Source organism: Pseudomonas fluorescens (assembly GCF_002837185.1).
In the GTDB taxonomy this organism is placed as follows: domain Bacteria; phylum Pseudomonadota; class Gammaproteobacteria; order Pseudomonadales; family Pseudomonadaceae; genus Aquipseudomonas; species Aquipseudomonas fluorescens_AM.
The window spans coordinates 320,841-346,787 of the sequence record NZ_KZ477985.1 but is presented as its reverse complement, the minus strand read 5'-3'; the positions used below and the strand labels follow the sequence as shown (position 1 = coordinate 346,787).

17 protein-coding genes and 1 pseudogene are annotated in these 25,947 nt (G+C 58.4%); 5 read left to right on the top strand and 13 right to left on the bottom strand.

The genetic code is table 11. From position 1 onward, the window contains the following. Nucleotides 1–17 precede the first annotated feature (17 nt). On the top strand, nt 18–662 hold the full coding sequence (locus tag CIB54_RS01660) for a DUF1120 domain-containing protein (RefSeq protein WP_065951704.1): 645 nt from the start codon (nt 18–20) through the stop codon (nt 660–662). Here the strand turns inward: CIB54_RS01660 and CIB54_RS01655 are convergent. Next, a complete protein-coding gene (locus CIB54_RS01655) occupies nt 659–1,924 on the bottom strand; it encodes a CynX/NimT family MFS transporter (protein ID WP_065951703.1) in 1,266 nt (421 codons plus the stop codon). The two genes, CIB54_RS01660 and CIB54_RS01655, sit on opposite strands and share 4 nt — an antisense overlap. Nucleotides 1,925–2,061: 137 nt before the next feature. On the opposite strand from CIB54_RS01655, the pseudogene CIB54_RS01650 reads away from it, so the two are divergent. Beyond that, nucleotides 2,062–2,295: pseudogene (locus tag CIB54_RS01650) on the top strand (transcriptional regulator); the annotation flags it as partial. Between the two features lie 56 nt (nt 2,296–2,351). Here the strand turns inward: CIB54_RS01650 and CIB54_RS01645 are convergent. From CIB54_RS01645 to CIB54_RS01630, 4 genes are all read right to left on the bottom strand, one after another. Then, complete coding sequence (locus CIB54_RS01645; RefSeq protein WP_003171943.1) at nt 2,352–3,116, bottom strand: amino acid ABC transporter ATP-binding protein; 765 nt, start codon at nt 3,114–3,116, stop codon at nt 2,352–2,354. A gap of 11 nt (nt 3,117–3,127) precedes the next feature. Next, nucleotides 3,128–4,225, bottom strand: a complete 1,098-nt coding sequence (locus CIB54_RS01640) for an amino acid ABC transporter permease (RefSeq protein ID WP_016978216.1) — start codon at nt 4,223–4,225, stop codon at nt 3,128–3,130. 10 nt (nt 4,226–4,235) lie between these two features. Further along, complete coding sequence (locus CIB54_RS01635) at nt 4,236–5,417, bottom strand: amino acid ABC transporter permease (RefSeq protein WP_065951701.1); 1,182 nt, start codon at nt 5,415–5,417, stop codon at nt 4,236–4,238. Between the two features lie 72 nt (nt 5,418–5,489). Further along, nucleotides 5,490–6,521, bottom strand: a complete 1,032-nt coding sequence (locus tag CIB54_RS01630) for an amino acid ABC transporter substrate-binding protein (RefSeq protein WP_101218306.1) — start codon at nt 6,519–6,521, stop codon at nt 5,490–5,492. 345 nt (nt 6,522–6,866) lie between these two features. Between CIB54_RS01630 and CIB54_RS01625 the strand changes: the two genes are divergently transcribed. Then, nucleotides 6,867–7,523 carry an alpha/beta hydrolase gene (locus CIB54_RS01625; RefSeq protein ID WP_065951700.1) on the top strand — a complete coding sequence of 219 codons (657 nt, stop codon included), beginning with the start codon at nt 6,867–6,869 and terminating at the stop codon, nt 7,521–7,523. Between the two features lie 95 nt (nt 7,524–7,618). Further along, nucleotides 7,619–9,079: an ATP-dependent RNA helicase RhlB gene (gene rhlB, locus CIB54_RS01620; RefSeq protein ID WP_101218304.1), complete on the top strand. Its 1,461-nt coding sequence runs from the start codon at nt 7,619–7,621 to the stop codon at nt 9,077–9,079. A 157-nt stretch (nt 9,080–9,236) separates the two neighbouring features. Here rhlB and CIB54_RS01615 read toward each other — a convergent pair whose 3' ends face one another. The 8 genes from CIB54_RS01615 to CIB54_RS01580 form a co-directional block, all read right to left on the bottom strand. Beyond that, nucleotides 9,237–13,988, bottom strand: a complete 4,752-nt coding sequence (locus CIB54_RS01615) for an RHS repeat domain-containing protein (protein WP_101218302.1) — start codon at nt 13,986–13,988, stop codon at nt 9,237–9,239. A gap of 95 nt (nt 13,989–14,083) precedes the next feature. Further along, nucleotides 14,084–16,081 (bottom strand): hypothetical protein, encoded by a 1,998-nt coding sequence (locus CIB54_RS01610; protein WP_157829684.1) that lies wholly within the window; start codon nt 16,079–16,081, stop codon nt 14,084–14,086. 186 nt (nt 16,082–16,267) lie between these two features. Further along, a complete protein-coding gene (moaE, locus tag CIB54_RS01605) occupies nt 16,268–16,720 on the bottom strand; it encodes a molybdopterin synthase catalytic subunit MoaE (protein WP_101218298.1) in 453 nt (150 codons plus the stop codon). Nucleotides 16,721–16,722: 2 nt separating this feature from the next. Next, a complete protein-coding gene (moaD, locus tag CIB54_RS01600) occupies nt 16,723–16,965 on the bottom strand; it encodes a molybdopterin converting factor subunit 1 (protein ID WP_038448994.1) in 243 nt (80 codons plus the stop codon). Then, complete coding sequence (gene moaC / locus CIB54_RS01595) at nt 16,962–17,435, bottom strand: cyclic pyranopterin monophosphate synthase MoaC (RefSeq protein WP_065951695.1); 474 nt, start codon at nt 17,433–17,435, stop codon at nt 16,962–16,964. Before moaC ends, moaD begins: the two co-directional genes overlap by 4 nt. 115 nt (nt 17,436–17,550) lie before the next feature. Then, nucleotides 17,551–21,279: an autotransporter domain-containing protein gene (locus CIB54_RS01590; protein WP_101218296.1), complete on the bottom strand. Its 3,729-nt coding sequence runs from the start codon at nt 21,277–21,279 to the stop codon at nt 17,551–17,553. A gap of 310 nt (nt 21,280–21,589) precedes the next feature. Continuing rightward, on the bottom strand, nt 21,590–22,984 hold the full coding sequence (locus CIB54_RS01585) for a PhoH family protein (RefSeq protein ID WP_065885865.1): 1,395 nt from the start codon (nt 22,982–22,984) through the stop codon (nt 21,590–21,592). Between the two features lie 340 nt (nt 22,985–23,324). Continuing rightward, nucleotides 23,325–24,449: a polysaccharide deacetylase family protein gene (locus CIB54_RS01580; protein ID WP_101218294.1), complete on the bottom strand. Its 1,125-nt coding sequence runs from the start codon at nt 24,447–24,449 to the stop codon at nt 23,325–23,327. A gap of 121 nt (nt 24,450–24,570) precedes the next feature. Between CIB54_RS01580 and yaaA the strand changes: the two genes are divergently transcribed. Further along, nucleotides 24,571–25,350, top strand: coding sequence for a peroxide stress protein YaaA (gene yaaA, locus CIB54_RS01575; protein WP_101218292.1), 780 nt, complete (start codon nt 24,571–24,573; stop codon nt 25,348–25,350). The last annotated feature ends 597 nt before the right edge of the window (nt 25,351–25,947 follow it).

The window sequence follows — 25,947 nt, the reverse complement described above, 5'->3', positions numbered from 1 at the left end:
TGTGAGGAGTTCGTCCCATGAAAACCCGCCTCTTTTCCAGCCTGTTGCTACTGGTCAGCGCCCCCTCGGTGCTGGCCGCCTCGACTGTGGACCTGAGCGTGCACGGCCTGATCACTCCCGCCGCCTGCGTACCGCAGCTTTCCAGCGGTGGCCTGATCGACTACGGCAAGATCGCCCAGCAGGACCTGAACCTGGAAACTGGCACGCGCCTGCCACTCAAGACGCTGCATATGGGCATCGCCTGCAATGGCCCCGTCCGCTATGCCTTGCGCATGCGCGACAACCGTGACGGTTCAGCCATGGTCAACAGCGAGATTTATTACGGGCTGGGGTTCGATAACAGCGGCAATCGCCTGGGGGTTTACTCCATGACCTTCGACCCAAGGCAAACCCAGGCCGGCAACACTGCGCAGGTCTATGGCACCGAATCCACCACCGGTGGCCTGGCGTGGCGCACCTCCAATCTCAACCCCATTGATATCGGCTCCAGGAGCTACCTGGGCTTTACCGCCATCGAGGGCAGCGTCAGCGGGCCTACGGCCATCGATAGCCTGGCCGGCATCGTCACGGTGCAGACCGTGATCAATGCCCGGCAGAACCTGGACTTGAGCGTGGAGACCGCGCTCGATGGATCGGCCACGCTGGAAGTGGTGTACCTCTAGACTTGCTCGCTGGTGACGTGCACGTAGCGCGCACGCCCGGCCCCGAGGCCGGCGACGATGGCGCCCAGGCCGATCACGGCGAAGATCCAGCCGATGGCCGTCCAGCCGCCGGTCCAGTCATGCACCAGGCCGACCGCGAAAGGGCCGAGAGACGCCAGGGTGTAACCGATGCCCTGGGCCATGCTCGACAGGTTGGCTGCAACGTGGGAATCGCGCGAACGCAACACGATCAAGGTCAGCGCCAGGCTGAAGGTACCGCCCTGCCCCAGGCCCAGCACAATCGCCCAACCCCATAAGCCATCCAGCGGGGCGTAGAGACAACCGAACAAACCGCCCAGGGTCAGCAGCATCACCACCACGATTGCCAGGCGCTGATCCTTGCCGCGGGTGGCGAGCCAGGGGGCGGCAAGCGAGCTGAGCAGTTGCACGATAATCGAGCCGGATAATGCCAGCCCGGCCTCCGTGGCACTCAAGCCGCGACCGATCAGGATCGACGGCAACCAGCCGAACACAATGTAGGCCAGCGACGATTGCAGGCCCATGTAGAGCGTGACCTGCCAGGCCAATGGGTCGCGCAGCAAACCCTTTACGCGATAGGCAACGCGGTGGGTGCCATGCTGTTGGCCGACCTGCGGCAACCAGACCAACGCCGCCGCCAGCGCCGGCAGCATCCAGAAGCCCAGGCCCATGTTCCAATTGTCACCAAAATAGTGGCTTAACGGCACAGTAGCGCCCGCTGCCATCGCGGCGCCCAGGCACAACGCCATGGTGTAGACCCCGGTCATGGTCCCGGCCTGCCTGGCGAAATCACGCTTGACGATGCCCGGCAACAGCACGCCGATAATGCCGATGCTCGCACCGGCAATCAGGCTGCCGACGAACAGGCCCACTTCGCCGAACGAACTGCGCAAAATGATCCCGGCGGCCAGGGTCAACAGAATGCCCAACACCACGCGCTCGGCGCCAAAACGTCGCGCCAGCATCGGCGCGGTCGGCGCGAAGAGGCCCAGGCACAGCACCGGCAAGGTGGTCAACAAGCCGGCCTTGGCGGCCGACAAGCCCAGGCTGCTGGAGACTTCAGCCAGCAGCGGCGACAGGCTCGACAACGCCGGGCGCAGGTTCAGCGCCACCAGGACCAGGCCGAGCAACAGCAACCAGGGTCGAGCCACGCTCGGTTGCGCGTGTTGCACAACCTCGTCGTCGGCCTCGGCGTCAATCAGCAGCTCTTCAAGTTCAGTCTTGCGTTGAGTTTCAGGGTTCATTGATCAACTGCCGGCAGAGGGATTTGGCGCGTTGCGGATCTTGCCGAGCGCAGTGCCTGCAAATCGCCTGCAGTACGGCCAATCATGGGATGAATTTCCCCACAGGCTATTCGCAGCTGCCTACAAAGGCAACGCGTCAGGTGTGCAAGGAGGTGGAATTCGATTACGACGATGACAGCGCAGAACGTTATGCCGATGCCAGCGACCAATTGTTAATTGATGCCAGGGCAATCATCGCCGCAAAAATGAAAAGAATCCGCCGAAAGCTGCACCTGCTGGCCGAGATACGGGTCCTTGATACAGGCGAAGACCTGAATCGATTGCGCATGGCAAAAGACGAACAACCATTTGCGGCTCAATCCTGCGCATAAAACCAACAGGCAAAAATAAACCCGGCACCAGGCCGGGTTTATTTTTCACCCATCGATCAATGCAAGATCTGACTCAGGAACAACTTGGTCCGATCATTCTGCGGATTGTCGAAGAAGTCATTCGGCGCCGCCTGCTCCACGATCTCGCCCTTGTCCATGAAGATCACGCGGTTGGCCACGGTGCGCGCAAAACCCATTTCATGGGTGACGCACAACATGGTCATACCGTCTTCGGCCAGGCCGATCATGGTGTCCAGTACTTCCTTGACCATTTCCGGGTCGAGTGCCGAGGTCGGCTCGTCGAACAGCATGATTTTGGGCTTCATGCACAGCGCGCGGGCAATCGCCACGCGCTGTTGCTGGCCGCCGGACAGTTGCCCCGGAAACTTGTGGGCCTGCTCCGGAATGCGCACGCGTTCCAGATAGTGCATGGCAATTTCCTCGGCCTTGCGCTTGGGCATCTTGCGCACCCACATCGGCGCCAGCGTGCAGTTCTGCAGAATGGTCAGGTGCGGGAACAGGTTGAAGTGCTGGAACACCATGCCGACTTCGCGGCGGATCGCTTCGATCTGCTTGAGGTCGTTGGTCAGCTCGACACCGTCGACAACGATGCGGCCCTGTTGGTGCTCTTCCAGGCGGTTGAGACAGCGGATGGTGGTGGACTTGCCCGAACCCGACGGGCCGCACAGCACAATACGCTCGCCCTGCTTGACGTTGAGGTTGATGTCTTTCAACACGTGGAACTGGCCGTACCACTTGTTGACGCCCTGCATCTGGATAATGCCTTCAGGGCTCACAGGCTGTTTGATCGCTTCGCTCATAACAACAACTCCTAACGCTTGTGGCCTGTGTCGAGCTTGTGTTCCAAATGAATGGAATAGCGCGACATACCAAAACAGAAAATCCAGAACACCAGGGCGGCGAACACGTAGCCTTCGGTGGCCATGCCCAACCATTTCGGGTCGGCGGCGGCTTGCTTGACGCTGTTGAGCAGGTCGAACAGGCCGATGATGATCACCAGGCTGGTGTCCTTGAACAACGCGATAAAGGTGTTAACGATGCCGGGGATCACCATCTTCAGGGCTTGCGGCAAAATCACCAGGCCCATGCTGCGCCAGTAACCTAGCCCCATTGCTGCGGCCGCTTCGTACTGACCTTTGGGAATCGCCTGCAACCCGCCGCGCACCACTTCCGCCACATAGGCCGACTGGAACAGGATCACGCCGATCAATGCGCGCAGCAGCTTGTCGATGCCCATGCCTTCAGGCAGGAACAGCGGCAGCATCACCGAGGACATGAACAGCACGGTGATCAACGGCACGCCGCGCCAGAACTCGATGAAGGTCACGCAGACCACTCGAATCGCCGGCATGTTCGAACGCCGCCCCAACGCCAGCATGATGCCCAGCGGCAACGCGCCGGCAATGCCCACGGTGGCAATGACCAGGGTCAGCATCAAGCCGCCCCATTGGCTGGTGGCCACGTTGGTCAGCCCGAACGCGCCGCCGTGCAGCAGGAAGAACGCGATGATCGGGTACAGCACCAGAAAGCTCAGGCCATAGACCGCCTTGCGTTGAAAACGCGAGATGAACAAGGGTGCCACGCCAACGATGGCCAGCCATACGGTGAGGTCTACGCGCCAGCGCAGGTCGCCAGGGTAGTAGCCGTACATGAACTGGCCGAAGCGCTGTTGGATGAATACCCAGCAGGCGCCTTCCTTGGTGCAATCGGCACGCGTGGTGCCAACCCAGTTGGCATCGATGATCGCCCAGCTGAGAATCGGCGGCACTACCAGGTAGATCAGGTAGAACGCCAGCAACGTCAGCAGCGTGTTGAGCCAGCTGGAGAACAGGTTGGCGCGCATCCATGCCATCGGCCCGAAGACTTTGTTCGGCGGCGGCATATCAGGTTTGAACGTATGTGAACTCATGGGCGTTTCCTCACCGCTCGATCAGCGCAATGCGCTTGTTGTACCAGTTCATCAGCAGGGAAATGCTGATGCTGATCGCCAGGTACACGCTCATGGTGATGGCAATGACTTCGATGGCCTGACCGGTCTGGTTGAGTACCGTGCCGGCAAACAGCGAAACCATTTCCGGGTAACCGATACCGGCCGCCAGCGAGGAGTTTTTCGCCAGGTTCAGGTATTGGCTGGTCAGCGGCGGAATGATCACCCGCAGGGCCTGCGGGATGATGACCTTGCGCAGCGTTGGCCCAGGGCGCAGGCCCAGGGACCGCGCGGCTTCGGTCTGGCCGTGGCTGACGGACTTGATGCCCGAACGCACGATCTCGGCGATAAACGCTGCCGTATAAACGGTCAGCGCCAGGGTCAGTGCCAGCAGTTCGGGGATGAGTACCCAGCCGCCGACAAAGTTGAAGCCCTGCAGCTTAGGCATTTCCCAGTGCAGCGGTGCACCGAAGATCAAGGCGCACAACGCCGGGATCACGATGATCAGCGCCAGGCCCGCCCAGAATTTGTGGAACGGTACGCCGGTCGCTTCAAAGCGCTTGTTGGCCCAGCGAGCCATCAGCACGATTGCGACAATCGCCACCACCCCACTGACCACAAACGGCCAGAAACCGTCGGCTGCAAGCGCTGCCGGCATGTTCAGGCCACGGCTGCTGACAAAGAAGGTGTCGCCGAAATTGTGGCTGTTACGCGGCCCCGGCATGGTCAGGAACACCGCGAAATACCAGAACAGGATTTGCAGCAGCGGCGGAATGTTGCGGAACACTTCCACATACACGGTTGCCAGCTTGTTGATCATCCAGTTCGGCGACAGTCGCGCCACGCCGATGATGAAGCCGAGCAGGGTCGCCAGGACCACACCGATCACGGTCACCAGCAAGGTGTTGAGCAAACCGATCACAAACACCCGGGCATAACTGTCCGACTCGGTGTAATCGATCAGGTGCTGCGCGATGCCGAAGCCGGCACTGCGCTCAAGAAAGTCGAAACCCGAGGTAATGCCCCGGTGCTGCAGGTTGGTCTGGGTATTGTTGAAGAGGTACCAGCCCAGCGAGACCACCGCCACAATCGTGATGATCTGGAAGAGCCACGCACGCACTTTGGGATCGCTGAAGCTGAGCTTCTGCTTGGGTGCGCCGATTTGATTTTGCATGAAGTGCCCCGAAAAGAATGGAACAGAACATCACCCGGCGGTTGGCCCACCGGGTGACAGAACCATCAGCGATCAGCGCACAGGCGGTGCGTATTGAATGCCGCCGTTGTTCCACAGCGCGTTCAGGCCACGGTCGATTTCCAGCGGGGTGCTCTTGCCCAGGTTGCGCTCGAACACTTCGCCGTAGTTACCGACTTGCTTGACGATCTGCACGACCCAGTCTTTCTTCACTTTCAGGTCTTTGCCGTATTCGCCGTCAGCACCGAGCAGACGAGCGACGTCCGGGTTCTTGGTGGACTTGGCTTCAGCTTCGACGTTTTTGGAGGTGATACCGGCTTCTTCAGCGTTGAGCATGGCGTAGCCCACCCAGCGTACGATGGCCAGCCACTCGTCGTCGCCGTTACGCACGACCGGGCCCAGGGGCTCCTTGGAAATGGTTTCCGGCAACACCACGTAGTCCTTCGGCGCGGCCAACTTGCTGCGCTGGGCGAACAGTTGGGACTTGTCGGAGGTCAGCACGTCGCAACGCCCGGATTCCAGCGACTTGGCGCTTTCATCGGAGGTGTCGAAGGTGATCGGGGTGTACTTGAGGTTGTTGCCACGGAAGTAGTCGGAAACGTTCAGCTCGGTGGTGGTACCGGCCTGGATGCAGATGGTTGCACCGTCCAGCTCCTTGGCACTTTTCACGCCCAGCTTGTTGTTTACCAGAAAGCCGATGCCGTCATAGTAGGTGATGAAGCCCGGGAATTTCAGGCCCATGCCCGCATCGCGGGAGCTGGTCATGGTGGTGTTGCGCGACAGGATGTCGACTTCGCCGGACTGCAGCGCGGTGAAACGCTCCTTGGCGTTCAACTGGCTGAACTTGACCTTGGTCGCGTCACCGAAAACGGCGGCGGCTACGGCGCGGCACACGTCAGCGTCGATCCCGAGGATCTTGCCGCTGGCATCCGGCACCGAGAAACCCGGCAGGCCGTCACTCACGCCACACTGTACAAAGCCTTTCTTCTGCACGGCGTCCAGGGTGGCGCCAGCCTGGGCAAAACCACTGACACCCAATACAGCGGCCGTGGTCACGATGGCCAGGGTGGATTTCAATACCTTCATTCAAACCTCCAGTTGCTCTTGTTGTGTCGGAGCTCCAACCTCAGCGCACCCTTATGAGGCGATATCGACCCGTGTTGGCTTTTTTTGGGGTCGAGCAGCATGAGATCTTTGCGGTAATTCCAGGTGCTTTCCTACAAGCGGCAGTCACTGATAGTGTTACCGCCCTAGGAGAGTTCTGACATCGACCTACACATAGCAAGGCTCGTACCAGAGTACTGGCTGAGTCGTTGAGTGCCCTGTTCAATGGCAAAAGATTCAGCCTTGCGACATTCTCTTAACAGATCAACCTGTCGCGCACCGTTGCGACGCACCCAATCGGAGCGCCTGCACATCTATGGAGCAAACATGACCGAACCCTTGATTCTAGAGCCCGCCAAGCCTGCAGATGCCTGCGTTATCTGGCTGCATGGCCTGGGCGCCGATCGCTACGATTTCCTGCCGGTGGCCGAAATGCTGCAGCAAACGTTGCTGACCACCCGCTTCGTTTTGCCCCAGGCGCCCAGCCGCCCGGTGACGATCAACGGTGGCTACGAGATGCCGAGCTGGTACGACATCAAGGCCATGAGCCCGGCCCGTTCGATCAGCCTGGAGGAACTGGAAGCGTCGACCGACAGGGTCACGGATTTGATCGAGGCGCAGAAGAGAACCGGGATAGACGCTTCGCGTGTTTTCCTGGCAGGTTTTTCCCAGGGTGGCGCAGTGGTTTTCCACACAGCGTTTAAAAAGTGGCAAGGCCCGCTGGGTGGCGTGATCGCCCTCTCCACTTACGCGCCGACCTTCGACGATGACCTGGAATTATCCGCCAGCCAGCAACGCATCCCTGCCCTGTGCCTGCACGGCCAGTACGACGAAGTGGTACAGAACGCCATGGGCCGCAGCGCCTATGAGCATTTGCAGACCCGTAGTGTCACCGTGACATGGCAGGAATACCCAATGGGCCACGAAGTGTTACCCGAAGAGATACGCGATATCGGCACTTGGCTGGCCGAGCGCCTGCGCTGACCTGCGCGTTTATGTAGTTGTATGACAGACGCACTACGCCGCGCCCGATTCTTGCATTACACTGGCCGGCGTACATTCCTTAACCAATTAATGAGATGACCGTGCTCAAAGCACTCAAGAAGATGTTCGGCAAAAGCGAGGCTGAGCCGCTCGCGCCTGTTCCCAGTGCTCCCGTCCCGCCAACCGGCAGCCGCAACGACGGTAAGCAGCCCGCCCGGACGGCACCTGCTGCCCAGCCGAAAGTGACCGCGCCTGAACAGACAAAACCGGTCGAAGTCGCTGCCGCGCCAACCGCGCCAAAGCCTCGCCGCGAGCACGCCCCGAAGCCGGTCGTCATCCCGTGGAAACTTGAAGACTTCGTCGTCGAGCCCCAGGAAGGCAAGACCCGCTTCCACGACTTCAACCTGGCCCCGGAACTGATGCACGCCATCCAGGACCTGGGCTTCCCGTACTGCACACCGATCCAGGCGCAAGTGCTGGGCTTCACCCTGGCCGGCAAAGACGCCATTGGCCGCGCCCAGACCGGCACCGGCAAGACCGCCGCGTTCCTGATCTCGATCATCACCCAGCTGCTGCAAACGCCGCCGCCCAAAGAACGCTACATGGGCGAACCGCGCGCGCTGATCATCGCCCCCACCCGCGAACTGGTGGTGCAGATCGCCAAGGACGCCGCCGACCTGACCAAGTACACCGGCCTCAACGTGATGACGTTCGTCGGCGGCATGGACTTCGACAAACAGCTCAAGCACCTCGAAGCCCGCCACTGCGACATCCTCGTCGCCACGCCGGGCCGCCTGCTGGACTTCAACCAGCGCGGCGACGTGCACCTGGACATGGTCGAAGTGATGGTGCTGGACGAAGCCGACCGCATGCTCGACATGGGCTTTATCCCGCAAGTGCGCCAGATCATCCGCCAGACCCCACCGAAAAACGAACGCCAGACGCTGCTGTTCTCCGCGACCTTCACCGAAGACGTGATGAACCTCGCCAAGCAATGGACCACCGAGCCGTCCATCGTCGAGATCGAGGCACTGAACGTCGCCAGCGAAAACGTCGAGCAGCACATCTATGCCGTGGCCGGTGCCGACAAGTACAAGCTGCTCTACAACCTGATCAACGACAACGGTTGGGAACGCGTGATGGTCTTCGCCAACCGCAAGGACGAAGTGCGCCGCATCGAAGAACGCCTGGTGCGCGATGGCGTCAACGCCGCGCAACTGTCGGGCGATGTGCCGCAGCACAAGCGCATCAAGACCCTGGAAGGTTTCCGCGAAGGCAAGATCCGCGTGCTGGTGGCCACCGACGTGGCCGGGCGCGGCATTCACATCGACGGCATCAGCCACGTGATCAACTTCACCCTGCCGGAAGTGCCGGACGACTACGTACACCGCATTGGCCGTACCGGGCGTGCCGGGGCTGCGGGCGTGTCGATCAGCTTTGCCGGGGAAGATGACTCGTATCAGTTGCCGTCGATCGAGACGCTGCTGGGGCGCAAGATCAGTTGCGAGACGCCGCCCACGCATCTGCTGCGCGCTGTAGAACGCAAACGCCCTTAAAAGCTGAAACGCGGTCAAACATGTGGGAGGGTGCTTGCTCCCGATAGCGGAGCATCAGTCGATATCTTCATAGACTGACACACTGCAATCGGGAGCAAGCACCCTCCCACATTGCTGATGTTGTTGGCTGAGCATCAGCCTCTTGCAGCGCCCGCTCCTACCCTCGGTACACCTCACTCAAGATTGACTGACGGACTCGCCTACCCTCCTCCCTGGACGACTGGTAATAATTGCTGGCGCTGGCCGGCATGTCGATGAGTGTCGCCAGCACCGGTTGTGGTTGCGGCTGTTCCTGATGCCGTCTTGGCGACGCGCCGTCATCAGGCTCATTCAAGAGTGCGTCCACGGCGTCATAACGTCCCTTTGATGAGCGCACTAAATTAGTCAGCCTGAGAAGACTTCGAGTAGTACCAAATGCCTTGCTGAAAGAGGTTGGAGCTTTAGCGGTACCAAATTTAAAGGTTCTGCCCAAGGCGAGCCTGGTTCCACTTCTAAGGGCCGCACTCATGGCGGGAGTACCATAGTTCATCGGACGCATCGCAAGTTTTCCAGCGGCCGATGCTATTTTTGCCGCTTTATACGCATCGGTCGCCGCCTTCAAAGCGCTGACACCGGTCGTCGCCCAGGAAGCTATCAAGAAGCCGAAAGACGCCCACTGCAGTTTTTTAACAAGGCTGGAGCGGTCCCATCCGTTCGCGTGATCCACCGCCGCCACAGCCAACCCGGCGGTACCAAATGCACCACCAACGATACCCAATGCGGCGGTGGCCGCCGTCGCTACTTGCAGTGCGCTGGCCGCAGCCCAACCAACCGCCGCAATGCCCACCAGGCTACTTCCTAGCGACACAACCGCCAGGGCCAATGCTGCCCCCGTCAGAGCCCATTGCAACCAGTTCGGGAACAGCCCGCTGGGGTCCATCATATTGACCGGGTTACCCGCACAGTAGGCATAACCGTTGATTCCCCCCTCATCAAAGGGACTCAACGGATCGGCCTGCAGAAAAATCATCAGGTCAGGATCGTAGGCCCGCTGGCCATTGCCCAGGAAATAGAGGTTAACCGCCGCATCCAGCCGCTGACCATTGAACGCCAGTAGTTGCAGGTCGGCCATGGTTCGGGCCTTGCCGTCATTCAGGTTTATATGAGCATCGCCGTAAGGTGTGTAGTGCCGCCGAACATGCACCTGCCCGGGTGCCGACACGCCGCGCACACTGCCGCTGGCATCGGTGACATGCAGTTGCGGCCCATCCACGCCCCCACTGCGCGCAACGACCTGATCTTCAGCGACGTGATAACGGACCTTTCTGTCGCCTTCAACCAGGGTCTCCAGACGCTCGCCGGAATATGCCAGCATCACTGGCCGCTCTTCGGCGCGGCGCGCGAGCACTTGCCGAGCATCCGCATCGTATTGATAGCTGTAGGTAAAAGGACCGGCCTGCACCTCGACCAGTTGCTCCAACGCATTGAACCTGTAGACCTGCCCCGAAGGCCCTGTCAACAGGTTACCCGCCGCATCATAGGCCAGGGCGAAGTCCTGCACCGGATGGGTGTGGGTGACACGGGTAAGCTGGGTCGGATCCGTACCGGTGAAAAAACGCTCGCAGGTATCTTGCGTGCCATCGGCAAAGGACGTCACCACTTGCGTGATGTTGTTCAGGCTGTCAAAGCTGAAATCCTGCCCGACAATGCCGCGCCCCCGGTGATCCTTAGGATGTTCAAGGCCCTCGCAGCGATAGGCGGTCAGCCGCAAGTAGGCGTCGTAGGTAAACGTCTCGCCGATCACCAGCTGTGCATTGGCATCACGAAGAAATCGCGTGGCCAGCATGCTGTTGGGGTGATACGTGCTGGTCATTACTTGCAACGATGCGCCGTTTTGCTCGAAACGGCGCTCGGCTTCTCGACCCTGAGAATCATAGGAAACTCGAGTGATCACCTGCATATTTTCATGGGTGGTGGTCAGTGTACGGGGCCGGCCAAACGCATCGTAGTCCTGCTCGATCACCAGGTTACCGGTGGTCATCCGCTGAAAGCGTCCCTGCGCGTCGTAACAGAGCTGGCTGCGCTGGCCATCGGCGCTGGTTTGATGCAGCAAGCGTCCGCCAGGGGAATGGCCGTACACTGAGGTGGCGACCGAACCATTGGCCGTTTGGACTTCCTTCTCCGGATAGCCGTACGCGTCGTGAAACACCTCATGAATCAGGCCACCGGTCTCGGAGCGGGTCAACGCGCCGGAGGTCAAGTCATATTGGTAATTGCGCACGGCAAGCGCTGCCACTTCACTACGGCAGAGCACGTCCAGGTGTTTATCGTAAGTCAGCTCTTGACGCGCGCCCTGCGCAGAAACCATGGCGACCGGTTCCATCCAGTCCGCTTCATACTCCCAAGTGACAGCCTGCCCTGTGCCACGTGCCTGGCTGGTCATCCGGCCCAAGCTGTCGAACGTACGAGCCCCTAACCGCTTGCCATCGACAAGGAGTGCGCTGACCTCCTCGCTGCTTGTGCCAGGCGCATACTCGTTCGTACGCAACCGCTGCGGCGTGCCGTCTGCCGGAGTCTGCAGGGTAGTGAGCAGCCGGTTGTGCGGGTCATAGGTAAATTGGGTGAGGTTTTTATCGATATCCAGTACAGACAGGCAGCGACCCAGGCCATCGTAGGTGCGCGACTCCACTTCAACGCGATTGTCATCAGCGTCGAGGCGCTCCGTCTCTATCGGCTGATTGTGTTCGTTAAAACAGGTTTTCAGCCGCTCCCCGCCTTCAACGCCCTCTATTTTCAGATTCAGATACGGATCGTACTCATCGACCTCCACGCTGCCATCGGCACGGACCACACGACTGGCATTGCCCCAACGATTGTAGGTGTGGGTAGTCTTCAAAAACCGCGGCCCGTCGGGCAGATAGTCGATACTCACCACCTCCACCGTCCGCCCCTGCGCGTCATAACGCCAGTTTCGGGTGGGACGCTCCTGGTCATCGCTCATCATCTGGGCTTCGGCAACCTGGCGTCCCAGGCCATCGTAATAAGTGATTACCCGGTTACCCTGCGCATCGGTAGTGATCAGGTGAGCACGCTGACCTTGCGTCGCGAAATGGTAGGCGTAGCGCCGTACCGCTTGTTGCGGCTCGCCGGGCGACGCCGTTTCCGCAATCAATCTGCCACTGACGTCGTATGACAGCGCCAAGGTGATGCCTGCGTCTCGCGTCATCGACAACAGGCGACGGTTGACCAGTGAGAGGGTGCGTACCGACTCCAGCCATTGCCCCTCCCGTGCCTGTAAACGTCGGGTTTCGCTTAACGTATCGCCGTTGATGGTGTAACTGAAATGGCTGGCCAACGACAGCCCGTCAATGATGCTGGTGGTACTCCTCAAACGGCCGGCCAGCTCGACAGGTGCTTCGTAATACGTTTGCTGCAAGCTGACGATGCCGGCCTGGCTAATCGATTGCTGAAGCACAAAATAACGGCCGTCAGTGGACGGCACAGCTGTGTGGGTGTACTCGGTAAGTCGAGCTGTCGGCGTGCCCCCGGCCGGGATGAGGCGCTCTTGTTTCAGGTAGCGCTGGAACAATTCATGTGGGTCGGCGGGGCACTTTCCGGGCTCGCCTTTAATCGGGTAGTAGCTGTATTCGGTGCGTACGCCGGAAGGTTCGGTGCGACTTAGCTCGTTGCCGTAGTCGTCGGTTTCGATATGCTGGGTCTCTTTGCGAGGGTCTCCACCGGCAACCAACTCATAGGACTTGATGATCGTTTTTGGAAGATTCAAATTGGCGGGCTGGTCGGAAAAGTCGCCAGGCTTTGTATTATAAATAATGCTTGTCGTGGTCCGCGTGCCCTCACGCACGACTCGCTCTTCGGTCAGCAAGTGAAACTTGTTGTAGGTGGTCTGGATAGCACTCAACTGGGTGTGGCTCACGGGGTCGATCGATAGCTCTTCAGTCCAGTATTCGTAATCCCCAGAAATTTTATACAGATTATCTTCACCTTCGCGAAAGCCACCAGAAAACGGGTACCCCGTAAAATTCCGGCTTGGGCTATAGATATAGGTCTGCAACAGGGCGGGCTGATGACTTCCAGGGGTACGTTCCCAACTGACAACGCGCGGAATATAGAGATTATTTGCATACTGATGACCCTGTTCAGTATAGGTAATCAGTTCTTCACCGCCCATCGGGGTGCACACCTGCAGCAACGGTACCAAGCCATTGCGAAACGCCGCTCTGTAAACAAACATATAGGACGCGACGCTTGGCGGCTCACGACGGTCATAAGGAGCCGTGACCGATGTCAGTCGTTTGTTTGTATAGGTGAAAAGAATACGGGCATAACGCCCGTCCTCCACCCGCGTGTCTGCCGCCGACAACCGTCCGTCAGAGTAACTCAGCGCAAGCAGTTCCTCTTGTTCATGACTGAGGATGCGCTCCAGGAAATCTGCCGTATTGTAGTGGAACGTCAAACGTTCACCATTTTCAAACAGTATGGCGTCAATCCGATACAACCGGGTCGAACCACTATTCTGCAGGATCTCGACAGTGCCATCCTGATAAATCACGTGCAATGTACTGACATCCGGGTGTTTGACCACCACATCTTTCAACTTACGATCTTTTATCACCATCGTGCCGCCGACGGGCGGCAAACCGTCAGTCTGGTATTCCTCTCCACTCAATAATTTAAGCTTGAAGTTGCTCGCATCAAATTCAGTATTACTCAAACGCCAACCAATTCCAGCGCCGCTTTTTTCATCCTGCGTAAACATGGAGAACGACAACGCGATATCCCTGCCGTCCGCCAATGGCCCTTGCGAAAACAAGGTAGCCAAACGCAGGCGAACGCCATACTGGCCTGTGCGCCGATCTACGGAACCGCTGAGGTAAGAATCAAAATTAAAGGCATTGGAATAGAGGTTCATAAGCGCCCCCTGACTGGCGAAACTTCAGTAAAGATACCGACTCGTACGCTGATACTGACGCCGGTCAGCGACGATTAACAATCTTCACACACGCCTTAGCCGTCCATTAACTTAGGATAATACAGCCCCTCGGTGTCCAGCCAAAAAACATGCTCACACCCAAAGTTATCCCACAAGCGCCACCGGCTCTTCGAGTTCTCGCTGACGACGAGATCGGCTTTAGTTTCCAGCCAGACAGCACGCATGGGCGTAGCTATCCGAGAGAATTCGACTATATTATTATCGCCATAGGCGTGCCATCTATAAATACTCGATATAAATAGTTTAGCGATAAGATTATGGTTTTTATTCACGCCAAACTTGTACCCACGTTTGCTGGAAGAATCCCAACTTTTGGAATGACTTGTTTGAAATCCATCCCCCTCACCCGGGACACTTAACGGATTGTCAAGCCCTAAAGTCTCGACAAAACGGAGATTACCCTTAGGGTACCAATAGTACACATATACCTTCCCATAGACGTCGCTAAAAGCGTCCCGATCAATATAGGAATTAAGATCAGCGACTCGCAGCACATAGGGTTTTGTGGGTGTAATAGAGACCGACGAATCATAAGGCCTACCGTTAACAACGGAGTTAGTTGTGTAAACCACGCCCCCTACGACAATTCTCGCCATCAGCCTGACGGGGTCACCGCTCCCGCCGGTGCCACAACGCATGTATCGCTCAACGACTTCTATTCCTGCGTTTTTTTCGTGCTCGTTTTCGTCACGTGTATCCCCTTCATTGATGAGTTGCCCCAAAATCCCGCCATCATATTGATTCTTTCCGTTATCACAATGCCAGCCATTAGGCAGCGGTGGGTTCATGTCGCTCGAATAGAGCGTCACGCTCAAACTGTCACGTTCCTCAGGCGTCAACATGACACTTTCCCATCCGCCCGCGCTTGTCTGCCGATCAACAGCAACCTCAACCAAGACCTTGCACTGGTGGCGACCATTCGCGTAAAGCGCATTCGTAGAGGGCTGACCACCGGGCAGCTTTATCTCGAAATGTCTCAGCCTGAATTCACGCTCGCCCAGCGCGTCCTTTAGTAAAAACCCCGCTTTATTTGGTTGTTTTTCCAATATGAACTTATGCTCATTTCCAAAATTATCCAGCAGACGCCAATACCCTTGTGATTCTCCAGTGGGTAATTCTTCCAAGGCATCTAATTTCACTGCACGCATAATAGTTGGATACTTATCAAATGCCACCGGATGATTCTTTACAGGCAGCACGACAAGCGGATAAATCTCACGCACATCAAGCGGGGCATCCACGGTATTTTTATTAGTAGGTACACCCATCATCGCCCACCAGATCGTTTCCGCGACTACATAAGATTTCACACCGTGAAAATCTTTACCCCCACCGGTTAGATTCGCCGGTTTATCAAGCCCTTTATTGACAAGAAAGCGCACCCCGGAGGGAGGCACCCAATAGAAAACATCCACATCAGCAAAGCCAGGAGAACCCGAATAAGTGAATGCCTTATCATCTATATATGCAACTAAATCACGCACCCCCAGATCAAAAGGTCGTACAGGCTCGACAAAAACGCACGATTTAAATGACACACCATCATAAGAGTAATTGGTAGTATACAAACACCCATCTACAATAGCTTTCGCCATAAATATCCTGGGGCCTACAGCCGCATCCGGATCGCAACGCAAATAACGGCGAACGCGTTCGGTGAGAGCGGAATCATTGGAGTGTGCAACATCAGGGGTTGGAATTCTGTTTCCAGTAGCCTGTTTTTCCCAAAGCCCAAAACTGTAAATATTTTTCTGCTCATCACAACTCCATCCCGGGGGAAGCGTGGAGCTCTCTTGCGCACTCCACTCGACAACAGTAATGCTGGCGCGTTCTTCTTCAGTCAGTACCGCGCTGGCCCATATGCCGTTGCTATCGAGCACCTCTTTGAGAATATCAACGACCACAAGACATTGATGGCGGCCGTTGGCATAGAGCCCATTCGTGGCATTTGAGCCATCGACACCGCTGATACTGAAGTTGCTCAATCTGATGCGCGACTCATGCCTATCCATATTCCGTCCGCCTGTAAAATTCCTGTCGCGATTAGTATCAGCGAGTCGTCGGCGCGCATACATGCGTCTACCGTCGTACTTTCCGATGTAATAAGAACAGAGTCAGGACACATGGAGCCACTGTCACAATTGACAGTTTTATAGACATATTCGAAATAACATCCGCAACTGAAGCGCGGTTTGGACTTACTTTTTCCAGCGGTCGGCAGCGTTGTGATCGCTGCACCGCCCTTCCACCCATCGCGGCCCTTCAGGCGTGTTTTCTTTCTTCCAGAACGGCGCCCGCGTTTTCAGGTAATCCATCACAAACGCACAGGCATCAAACGCCGCCTGGCGATGCGCACTGGCCACTCCAACAAACACTATCGGCTCCCCCGGCTCCAGCGCGCCAATGCGATGCAGCACTTCAAGCTTGAGCAACGGCCAGCGCTGCTCGGCTTCCACGGCGATCTTGGCCAGGGCCTTTTCGGTCATGCCGGGGTAGTGTTCCAGGAACATCCCCGACACCTCGCGGCCGTCATTGAAGTCGCGCACATAGCCAACAAAACTCACCACCGCGCCCACGCCGACATTGGCCGCGTGCATCGCGTTGACTTCAGCACCGGGATCAAAGGCTTCGACCTGCACACGAATGGCCATGCTCAGCCTCCGGTCACGGGCGGGAAAAACGCGACTTCGTCACCGGCTTGGACCGGCTCGTCGAGATTGCACAGCTCTTCGTTGCGCGCGCACATCAGACTCGCCTCGTTGAGTACTGCGAACTCCGGGTCAGCGGCCAGGGCCAGGCGCACGGCATCAACGGTGGCAAACTCACCTTCCATCTCCAACGAATCAAAGCCCACCGCTTCGGCGTAACGCGCAAAAAACAGTACGTTGATGCTCATTGCTGATCCGCCTTGAAATGCCCGCTTTTACCGCCCAGCTTCTCCAGCAGGCGAATGTTTTCGATGGTCATGCCACGGTCCACCGCCTTGCACATGTCGTAGATCGTCAGTGCCGCGACGCTGGCGGCGGTCAGGGCCTCCATTTCCACGCCGGTCTGGCCGGAGAGTTTGCAGCGCGCCAGGATATGCACGGCATCCACACCGTCGGCACGCAGCTCGACCTTGACGCCGGTGAGCATCAGCGGGTGACACAGGGGGATCAGATCACTGGTTTTTTTCGCCGCCTGGATCCCGGCGATGCGGGCCACGGCAAACACGTCGCCCTTGGGGTGGGCGCCGTCGACAATCATTGTCAAGGTGTCGGGCAACATGCGCACCCGCGCTTCGGCCACCGCCTCACGGAACGTCACGGCTTTGTCGGTGACGTCGACCATATGGGCGCGACCTTGGGAATCGAGATGAGTCAGCACAGGGATACTCCTGATCAGGAGCGGCAATTGTAAACCCGTGGGTCAAATTTGCGCAGGGCTGTTTATCCCATAAATAAAGGGGTGCAATGCACCCCTTTACCCACAACTTCCAGGGTTAGAAACGGAAGGTAAACCCGGCGTTGATGCCGTTGTTGTTACCGCGGTTGGACAGCAAGCCGCTGTAGTTCAACGACACCAGGGTGTCTTTGGTCAAGGCCATTTGCGCACTGGCCTTGATCACCGCCCCGTCCCTCGCCACCGGCACGCTGTTGACGGCGAAGGCCGTGTCGCTGCCGGCAAACTTCAGCGAGGCTTCGCGATCGGTATCACCGAACTGATGCTCCCAACCCAATTCACCGCGCAAGGTCACCGCCGAGGTGGAGCTGATCGGCAATTGCGTATGTGCACGCAGGCCCAACGTAGAAAGCGTCGCGTCCTGGCTTTGCTTGCTGGCGTGCAAGGCCGCAGCGCCGCCTTTCTCCTTGAGCGAGTCGCTTTGATAGTTCAGGTACGTGAGGTTGGCGAAAGGTTCGAACAGATTCCACTGGGTGTAACCGATCTCGGCGAACACTTGGTCGGTGCGCGCGCTGTAGTCGGCCTTGGCATAGTCCGACTGATTGGCGTAAGCCACCCGTCGCGAAGTGTCCAGGCGGTGCCAGGTGGTAGCGCCCCCCAGGCACAGGGCAATGGCTTCGAAACGTTTGCCGCCATAGATCGACAGGTGATAGTTGTCGCTGTCCGCCGAAGCCGACCGGCCGTTGAGGTGGCTCTGGGTATAACCGGTCGCCGCCCCCACCCGCCAGCCATCACTCACCTCGGTATCCAGGCCCAGCAGCACGCCGCTGGTGGACGAGGAATAACCACTGGCGTTGTTGTCACCGCTGACGTTGTTGCGCCCACCCAGCAGTTGCACCCAGCCGCCGTTGTCGCCGGCCTGGATCTGCGCGCTGGAATCCAGCGCCTGGGCCTGTTGCAGGCGACCGTTGACCGCTTCACGCAGGTAGCGGCTGTCGGCCATTTGCGCCGCCGCCACATCCGAGTGCAATTGCCCCGACAGTTGTTTGAACGCGTCCCGTGCCTGGGCGGCGGAATCCGAAGCCAACAGGCTTTCGTAGACCGGGCTGCCGGCGCCCAGTGTCTCGGCCGCCGTCGCCACCGCCCGCTCGTTACGGGTTTGCGCGACGCTGGCGAACGTGGTCTGGTTACGCGCGATCGCCAGCGTCAGTTGGTTCGGTTGGTAGTTGAGTTGCGTGCCGATAAACAGGTAGTTGGGCGCGAACGCCGCAAACTGGCCATTGATGCCCTGGCTGGCGCTGAGGATGCTGAACTGCTGGCCCAGCAAGCTGCGCGCCTCGCTGGCGGACAGCAGGTTGGGGCTGTTCTCCAGGGACACGTTCACCACACCGCCATTAAGGGTCGCCACGCCGCTGCTCTGAATCTGGTCGCTGCGCCCATTGGCGCCGACTTCAACGGCATACACCGAGCCCGGGTTGAAGGTGACATCGCCGGTGTGCAGCGTGCCAATCGAATGCCCCGGCGCTACACGTCCGCCATTGTTGACGGTCAAGGCGCCTACCGTGCCGTTGCCGGCCAGGGTACCGCCCAACGTGGTGACCACGCCGTTGTCCGCATTGCGCGTGCCCGCGGCGCTGCCATCCACCATCACGGCAGAGGTCAACACGCCGTCCACCGACAACTTGCCACCGCGCACCCAGGTGCTGCCTGAATAGCTGTTCTGGCCTTCCAGCACCAGTTCGCCGTCCCCCGACTTGACCAGGCTGCCGACGTAGGTGGCGCCTGTGAGCAAGTCCTGGCCACGGGTAAGCGTCGCCTGCTCCCGGGCATGGCCGATCTCGTATTCAAACTGGTCGTCGGCCGAGGCATTGGCGGGCAGGCCATTGAGCCAGCCCTTTTGCTGCTTGGTGGCAGTCCAGGTCGCCTGCTCGGCAGTATCTTCCACGCGGCGAGCGCGAATGGCCTCATCGGAAATCGGGTTGGCCCAGATATCACGGGTGCCGCTAGGCAAGGCCACCGCCACCGCACCGAGGAACTGCCCCGGCCCTTGCATGGCTTTTTGCAGGTTGGGCAAGCCCCAGCCACTGACCACGCCGGGCACTTGCGGCGTACCCGGCGCGGCATCGTGCACCGGTTGCAGGTTGTCGTAGGTGCGGCCACCCGTCAGCTCGCCGACGGGTGTGTCCGGGCCATCCGGCGCCTGCAAGCTGGAGGTGGTCAGCAACACGTCCCGCGCCTGGCTGGCGGTCATGTAGGGAAAGCGCTGGATTACCAGCGCCAAGGCGCCGGAGACGCTCGGCGCAGCGGCGGAGGTGCCGTTGGCGTTCGGGATGATTTCACCCTCAGGCCCGGTGGACGGGATACCCGACACGCCCATCACGCACCACCACTTCGAGGTACCACAGCGGTTGTAGACCTGGGCGCTGGTCTCGTCGTAGCCGGTGATCGCGAGGAATTTGCCTTCGATGTCCGGCTTGAAAAACGGCAGGTTGGCGTTGGTGTCCGGGTTGGCACCGTGGCTGTCGTTGCCCGCCGAGATGATCTGGATAAAAGTGTTTTGCCGTGCGGCGTCGGCCATGGCGTCCATCCAGGTTTTGCGCCCGGCGTGGGCCTTGTCCCAGAACGGGCGATAGGCCGCGGTCATGTCGCGCAGGTTTTGCGCTGCGCTGTCGCCGACATTGCCGAAGTGGTTCTCCACATCATCGCGTGAACTTTGCCCCCAGCTCTGGTTGACGATCGACACGTTCTTCGCCGCCAGGGCGTTATAGCTGGCCATGAACGCGTTGTAGTCGAGGTCGTTGGAGCCCTGGTACCGATCGTTGTCGCTGCCGCCTGTGTTGGCGACAAAAATATTCGTATCGAAGGCGATTCCGTGCATACCGGTGCCGTTGCGGCTTGCCCCGAGCACACCGGACATTTCCGTACCGTGGCCATCGTTGAACGCCGGGTCATATTCACCGGAGATACTGAAATGTTCACCCTGCTTGAACTCGCCGCTGGGCACTTCAAGACGGTAGCGTGGATGGGTGGCGTAATACTCGCCGGTGGAGGTCACCGCCTGCACACGGTCCTGGCCCTGGGCATTCTTGCCCTGGAACTCGAAGTGTCTGGTGAGAATGCCCGAGTCCAGTACACCGACATTCACGCCTTTGCCGGTGATGCCCAGAGCATAGGCGTAGTACGCGTTGGTGCGGTCCAGGCCGGAGTTGACCTGGGCTTCCGGGGTCTTCCAGGTTTGCGCGTTGGCGCTCCAGTCACGGGTCGCGCCCGCCCACGACTGGCCGGCGTTCAGTTGCCCATTGAGATTGCTGCTCACGCCCGGTTCTACGTAGGTGTAAGGCTTGGCAGCCGGCAGGTTGGCGATGATGGCCTTGGAGAAATCAAGAATATTGGTGGTGTAGCGACCGTTGTTGCTGAACAGCCGGCTGCGGTAGTAATCCAGGCGCGAGGCGTAGTCCAACGGCCGTGTGGTATCGCCGAGCATGGCGCCGATGGTGAGGTTCTCCGGTTGCAGCTCGTAGTTTTGCTTGAGGGCCGAATCGAACTTGCCGGACTGGGCGGCGAAATCCTTGGCCGCCAGGTCGACGATATCCGCGTAGGCAAACCGCAGGTTCTTGTAAACGTCGGTGTTGGGCCCGAATGACGCCACGGCTTTCCTGAACGCCGATTCCAATACGTGTGACGTGTAAGGGTTGTCATCGGCCCAGGCCATGGAGCCCTGCCCCAGCCATAGGGCCAGGCCGAGTGCGATAGGTGTCAGGGGGATCTGCTTGAAACGAGTGGCGCGGGTGCGTTGTGACAAAGTGAAGCCATTACCTGCTACGTCCATTTTCCTTTCCCTTTGGATATGTGCGTCGTCAATGAGCGATGTTTCGGGCTTTTGTAATAGGCAGGGTCACGGAGAAAACCTTAAGGCAGGTGTTCTGAATATTCGTCGAATCAAGGAGGTGGTGTTCCGACGGGGTCACGCAGTGTTCTTATGATGTTGACCGCGGAAAAATGTAACAAAATAATTACAAATACCACAAGCACCCAGGGCGCGTTATCGCAGGCAAATGTCGCACACAACAAAAACCCCGGATTTCGTGAAAAATCCGGGGGGTTTCGTGGCATTTAGCCACTTGTTGGATTACCAGTAGTTAGAGGTGCGACTCGGCGTATTCAGCCAGGATCGAACGAGGCACCCCTTGCAGCGCAATATGTACACCGTTGGGGAAGTCCTTGAAGCGCTCCGTCAGGTAGGTCAGCCCGGAGCTGGTCGCGGACAGGTAAGGGGTGTCGATCTGTGCCAGGTTGCCCAGGCACACCACTTTGGAACCGGCGCCGGCACGGGTGATGATGGTTTTCATCTGGTGCGGGGTGAGGTTCTGGCATTCGTCGATCAGGATCAGGCTCTGCTGGAAGCTGCGGCCTCGGATGTAGTTGAGGGATTTGAACTGCAACGGCACTTTGCTGAGGATGTAGTCGACGCTGCCATGGGTGTTTTCGTCATCCATGTGCAAGGCTTCGAGGTTGTCGGTGATTGCCCCCAGCCACGGCTCCATTTTTTCCGCCTCGGTACCCGGCAGAAAACCGATTTCCTGGTCCAGGCCCTGCACACTGCGGGTGGCGATGATGCGGCGATAGCGCTTGGTCACCATGGTCTGTTCGATGGCGGCGGCCAGGGCGAGGATGGTTTTCCCCGAGCCTGCGGCGCCGGTCAGGTTGACCAGGTGAATGTCCGGATCGAGCAGCGCATACAATGCCAGGCTCTGGTAGATGTCACGCGGTTTCAGGCCCCAGGCTTCCTGGTGCAACAGAGGCTCCTGATGCAGGTCGAGGATCAGCAGCTTGTCGACCTGAATCTCTTTGATCCAGCCTACAAAGCCCTGCTCGTCGACAATGAATTCATTGATATGCACCGCCGGCAGGTTGTCGGTCAGTTGCACCTGATGCCAGGTGCGGCCGTGGTCCTGGCGGGTTTCGACCTTGCTGACACGGTCCCAGAACGAGCCGGTCATCATGTGATAACCACGCGACAACATCGACACGTCGTCGACCAATTGGTCGGTACTGTAGTCCTCGGCAGCGATCCCACACGCTCGTGCCTTGAGGCGCATATTGATGTCTTTGGTCACCAGCACCAGGCGCAGGTCCTTGTCGCGCGCGTGCAGGTCGATCAATTGGTTGATGATTTTGTTGTCGTTGAGGTTTTCCGGCAGCAGGCTGCTGGGCTCGCTGCGTTTGTTCATCAGGATCGACAGCAAGCCCTTGGGCCCGCTCTTGCCACGCTGGATCGGCACACCGACTTCAACGTCCTCGGGCGAAGCTTCGCCCAGGGTCTTGTCGATCAGGCGGATGGCCTGGCGGCATTCGGCAGCGACGCTGTGGTGGCCGCTTTTGAGTTTGTCCAGCTCCTCCAGCACGATCATGGGGATGGCGACGTGGTGCTCTTCAAAGTTAAGCAGTGCGTTTGGATCGTGAATCAATACGTTGGTATCAAGCACATAAAGGATTGGCTGGTCGGAAGAAGGGGTGCGTCCATGATCATCCATACTCGGTCACCTTTGTGGGAGCCAGTCGACGCAATACCTGGGCGGTGCTGCGCCTCGATTCGACCACCGACTGCACCTTGTGTGACGTCAAGTGCAGTGCCCACATGAGGAGTCTTGGAAGACGCCACCTGTGCTGCAGGTTTCGGCGGTCTGACTTCGTAATACCGCAAAACCCATGACAGGAAAAAGCACTTTGACGCTTTTTTGAAGTTTATTTTTCAGGATGACGAATAGCACTAGCCGAGTGCCATGCACCCCGTTAAAGTCGGAAGTCCGCCTGCATCGAAATGTCGCGGCAAATCACCCCAAAAATCCCCCTCAACCAACAGGGCCGGGCATTTCATCGAAATGCTTCACGACAGTCCTGCCAACCCAAGCCACTCTGCGCCGTCGACTGCAACACCATTGGCAGTGCCACCCGCGCCTTGTCCTGGGTGTCGTGAAACACAATCACCCCTTTGCGCCACAGCAGCATCAGCGTCAGCACCCGTTGCGCCGACTCCTCGGCCTTGAGCTTGCCCGGCTCGTCCTGGGAATCGATGTCCCATAACGCCACTTGCAGGCCCTGGGCCTGGAAGAATCCCTGGCTGTCCGCGCGCCGTTGCCCGTAAGGCGGCCGGAACAGCGGCACATAGTTTTCCGGCAGCAGGTTTTGCACCAGTGATGCACTGCGGGTGATGGAATCCTGCCAGTCGACCCAATGGCTGTGAGAGCGATACTGCCACCCCTGGATACCCACGCACTGCCCCTGGTACAGCGCCTGCACATCCGCTGCGGAACTGCGCTCCACGCGGGTTTGCAAGCTGCTGCCGAGGGCAAAGAACGTAGCGTCGATCTTTTGCTTGCGCAGGTAATCGGCGAGCCAGTCGGTATTGCCGCCGACCGTTGCCGGGCCGCCGTCGAACGTCAGCAGGAACATGCGATCGTTGAGTTCGTCGCCATTGCGTTCGTGGTCGCCAAAGCGCGCCACTTCGCTGCTGATCTGCGGCAGCAGCGCGGCCTTGCGCAGCAGTTCATCGAGATAGCGTTCATGGAAGTGCCGGCTGGGGGCGGCCCAGCCTATATAGAACGAGTCGTCACTGACGTCGAACTTGCCGGCCTGCTCGCGCAGGTCGTCCATGTTTTCCACCAGATAACAGAACGAAGCGTCTTCTGCGCAGCTTTGCTGGGCGAACGTGTAGTTCTCCAACAGCCGTTGCCAGAGTTGACGGCGCAGGTCGTCGATGGCGGCCAGGTTGATGATCTTCAATCCCAGGCGCTGCTTGAGCGCGGTTTCGTCCAGGGCTTCGCTGGTGATCAAACCATGGGCAAACATCAGGATTTCCGCCCGCGAGGCCACGTCGAACAGCGCCGGGCTGGCGAGTTTTTCCGGCCAGGTGGCGCGGTCGAGGCTGGCGACGTCAACCGGCGCGGCCTGGACATTCAGGCACAGCAGGCAAGCCGACAATAAAAGCGCTAATCGCACACGGGGTCTCCCTCTCCAGAGTTACCGCCCATCATAGCGGATCGCATCTATCGCCATCATAGGTGGAGTCAAAACGCCCCAACCCCTAGAATCTCGCCCACGATTACAGGAGCCAACTCAAATGCTGATGGTGATTTCCCCCGCCAAAACCCTCGACTTCGAGTCAAAGCCGGTGACTGCGCGCTTCACCCAGCCGCAATACCTGGACCATTCCCAGGAACTGATCGAGCAACTGCGCGAACTGAGCCCGGCGCAGATCAGCGAGCTGATGCACGTATCCGACAAGATCGGCGGCCTCAATGCCGCCCGCTTCGGCAGTTGGACGCCGGCCTTCACCCCGGCCAACGCCAAGCAGGCGTTGCTGGCGTTCAAGGGCGACGTGTATACCGGCTTGAATGCCGAGACTTTCAACGATGCCGATTTCAGCTACGCCCAGGACCACTTGCGCATGCTCTCGGGACTCTACGGCCTGTTGCGCCCGCTGGATTTGATGATGCCGTACCGCCTGGAGATGGGCACCAAGCTGGCCAACACCCGTGGCAAGGACCTTTACGCGTTCTGGGGCACGCGCATCAGCGAGTGGTTGAACGAAGCATTGGCTGCACAAGGCGACGATGTGCTGCTCAATCTGGCTTCCAACGAGTACTTCTCGGCAGTCAAGCGCACGGCCCTGAAGGCGCGGATCATCAACACCGAGTTCAAGGACCTGAAGAACGGCCAGTACAAGATCATCAGCTTCTATGCGAAAAAAGCCCGGGGCATGATGAGCCGCTTTGTGATTGAAGAACGCATCAACGATCCGGCGAAGCTCAAGCAGTTCGATGTGCAGGGCTATCGCTTCAATGCGGAGCAGTCCACGCCGGACAACCTGGTGTTTTTGCGCGATCACGCACCGGAATAAGGCCTTGCCCGACTCATCCAGGCAATGAGTTCCAAATGTGGGAGGGGGCTTGCCCCCGATGACGGAGTGTCAGTCAGTGAAGTATTGACTGATCCACCGCTATCGGGGGCAATCCCCCTCCCACATTAGTTTTGTATTTCAAATCATAGAATCGTCATTTATTTGGCGCCATAAAAAAACCCAGACACAACCCTAACGATTTATTCACTCGACATTCATCGTTTTTTTTCGTAGTGGCACCAGTTTTTTTATTCAGTAGTGGCACAAAACTATCCCCGCGTACCAACTCCCCATAACTACGGGTCTAAATAGCAAGTGCTATCAATATAATACCAGTGCCATCTTCGCTAATATTTCAAGAAATTTCCGGAAACAGGATGAGCGGCCAGGAACTTCGTCCTGAAGCACCGCTCATACCACCGGTAACGAAATTCTCTGCTTCTGTAAGAGATGACTTACATAACGACCAATGGAAGTAGTCGAGTTGTCATAAAACACTTTGACTCTATGGTCACAACATCAACTGATCGAGTTAAGGGTGGCGATAAATACGCATTGCTATCCCCTACAGGCCAAGGCAGCGCTGACCTAAATGAG